Origin of the sequence: Mesorhizobium sp. M0954 (assembly GCF_040319155.1) — a bacterium.
Classification (GTDB): Bacteria; Pseudomonadota; Alphaproteobacteria; order Rhizobiales; family Rhizobiaceae; genus Mesorhizobium.
Genome location: NZ_JAMYNR010000072.1, coordinates 1 through 2,344, shown reverse-complemented (window position 1 = coordinate 2,344; position 2,344 = coordinate 1). Strand labels below are relative to the sequence as shown.

The 2,344-nt window shown below is 57.8% G+C and carries 3 protein-coding genes and 1 pseudogene; all 4 read right to left on the bottom strand.

Features of this window, described 5'->3' with window-relative positions; translation table 11 throughout:
• On the bottom strand, positions 1 to 298 hold a 298-nt coding region (locus tag NKH93_RS34145; RefSeq protein ID WP_502896548.1), incomplete at its 3' end, for a HoxN/HupN/NixA family nickel/cobalt transporter.
• Positions 299 to 319: 21 nt separating this feature from the next.
• Positions 320 to 943: a DUF1007 family protein gene (locus NKH93_RS34140; protein WP_352976387.1), complete on the bottom strand. Its 624-nt coding sequence runs from the start codon at positions 941 to 943 to the stop codon at positions 320 to 322.
• 449 nt (positions 944 to 1,392) lie between these two features.
• Positions 1,393 to 1,674, bottom strand: coding sequence for a hypothetical protein (locus tag NKH93_RS34135; protein ID WP_352976385.1), 282 nt, complete (start codon positions 1,672 to 1,674; stop codon positions 1,393 to 1,395).
• Between the two features lie 473 nt (positions 1,675 to 2,147).
• Positions 2,148 to 2,344, bottom strand: a pseudogene (locus NKH93_RS34130) (hypothetical protein); the annotation flags it as partial.

The window sequence follows — 2,344 nt, the reverse complement described above, 5'->3', positions numbered from 1 at the left end:
CAATCGATACCAACGGCAACGAGAGCGCCGCGATCAGCACGGCAATCGTTACATGCGTGAAGGAGAGTGTCAGCGACACCAGAAGCCCACGCCGGACGCTGGCGTCCGATCCTGCCAGATAGGTGGCCAGGACAGCCTTGCTATGGCCCGGCGTCAGCGCATGCGCCGCACCGAACAGAATGCCCATGGGCAGAAAGGCCGTGAACGCCAGCCAACCGCCGCCGGCCGCAAGCAGTTTGATCTGCTCGGCCAACGCCAGGTAGATCGTGCGTTGGAATTCGACCAGCGTCTGGAACATGGCCATCGAACCGGCTCCGGGTCAGCCGCACGTCAATTCGAGGCGCGTCGCGAAAATCTTGCCGAGATCGGTCCCCGTCGGATCACTGAAGAACGCGTCTGTCAGGCTCTTCTGGTTCTGCGCGATGGCCGTGTCCGGATCTGGACGGACGACGGAACGTGAGCAGCCTTGCGGCAGACCGGCCACCGCAAGCTTGTCGTCGTCGGTAAAATCGATTGCCGTGTAGAAGGTCGGATCGTAGACACCGATACTGACTTTTCCAGCAAGGGCCAACGGGTCCTTCGGCTGCGTTTCGAACTGGACGACGAGTTGATCGTTTTCATAGCTGACGCTGAACTTCGGCGGTGGCGCCATCGTCACGTCCTTGCCGTTCAAGGTCACCATCTGAAAATAGTTGTACTCGGCCAACGAGGCATGGATGGTGAGAGCGACTTCATCGAGTTCCTTCGCATCAAGGACAAGGTCGGAATTCTTGTCGAATTCCATCAGCACAGTGCTGGAAAAGAGGTCGTCGAAACGCCAGAGATGCCGAAGCGACTTGACCGTGCTGTCTGGACCGACGGTCAGGTCCAGCTTCGCTTCGGCAAAGACATGCGGAGGGCGTTCGCTGCCGCGGCCGAAGCGAGCAACAGCGCCGCGCCGGATACCATGCCTGTGAGTTGCATTTTTCGCTCACATTTCGCTCGTCGATTCCGCATCAGGCAGGACACCTGCCATTGCAAGCAGGCCGAAATGGGACGGGCCAAAGCCCATACCAACCTTGATCGATCAGGGCTGTGTTGCTTCATTTAAGGAGGCAGCTACCCAAGGTCGCCCTTCAGCGAATGTTTGAGCATGATCACCGCGATACCAGCAAGGATTGCCAGCACTATCATCCAGATAATCTTTTGCCGATCGCTCAATTTCCTGCTCCTGATCGATTCAGAGCATTCCTATCGCGAGTTCCTTGCAAACGCAAAAAGCCCCGCGTCCCGTGCAGATAACACCAGCTGATCCACCCCAGTCGTCGGCGATCGAGCTTGCAATGACCGTGTTCGATGTGATCCGGGACCTCGGGAACGGCAAATGGACAAGCTGCTTGCGATTGCCGGCTGTCAATATGTAGAGTTTATGTAGAGTTTGGAAACTTGCATTCCGTTTCTGTCCTCGCCGATTGTTTCGGCATCCGTCCGGGCGAAGAAACGCTCCTCGAATGCCGCGCGGTCGACATCGAATAGCTTTATGGAGCAAGTTTGCACGGACTTGCCATTCAAGGTGGCTTTTGTCACCGCGATCATGGTTTGGCCGGAAAGGTCGTCACCGGTCGCCTCCCAGCCCTGGAGGGCGTCTACGTCATCGACGGGGCAAGTGCTGCGTCGCCAGACAACGGAGTCCATCCGCGTCTCCTGGCCGCAGGACGGTTCGTTCGAAGTCAGGTCCATGGGCAACACAAATACCGTGAAAAGCTTCCAACGCCAGATCGACATTATCGGCACGCACCAGCGGCGATCTCAGGCATATAGCAGCGAGCGCCGGGATAAAGAGGGGCTTCGACATCAGCACACCGCAGGGTCAAAAAATGGACCCTCTGGCACGTTAGTCAAGAGTGCCATTTAGCGGGCCCAGCGGCTGCGACGAGATCGACCTCCATCCGACTGTCGGCGGCTGCGCCGTCGCCCCGTAGTATCATTCGCCAGTTATTCTCCGACGCGGTCCGCATTGAAGACCCGCGGTAGCCGTCGAACTTGTGTGTCCATCCCTCGGCCCTCGGGAGGCTTCTCCACCAGGGTGGGGATCAAAGGAGCGATGAACGCTGGCCGGCTGGTGCTGGCCACCTTGCTTGCGTCGTCAAATCGCCACCTGCCCAACCCTAGATTAGCCCGCGCATCGTCAGTTCAGCCTTCAGATAGGCATAATAGATCGGCGCGGCGACAAGACCTGGCATACCAAACCAGGCTTCCATAAAAAGCATCGCCAGAAGTAGCTCCCAGGCACGCGCATTGATCCGCGAACCGATGATCTTGGCGTTTACAAAGTATTCGAGCTTGTGAATGACGATGAGAAAGG

Excerpts from the sequence above, each read along its gene's own strand:
- NKH93_RS34135 (WP_352976385.1), bottom strand. The coding sequence starts at position 1,674 with ATGGACTCCGTTGTCTGGCGACGCAGCACTTGCCCCGTCGATGACGTA.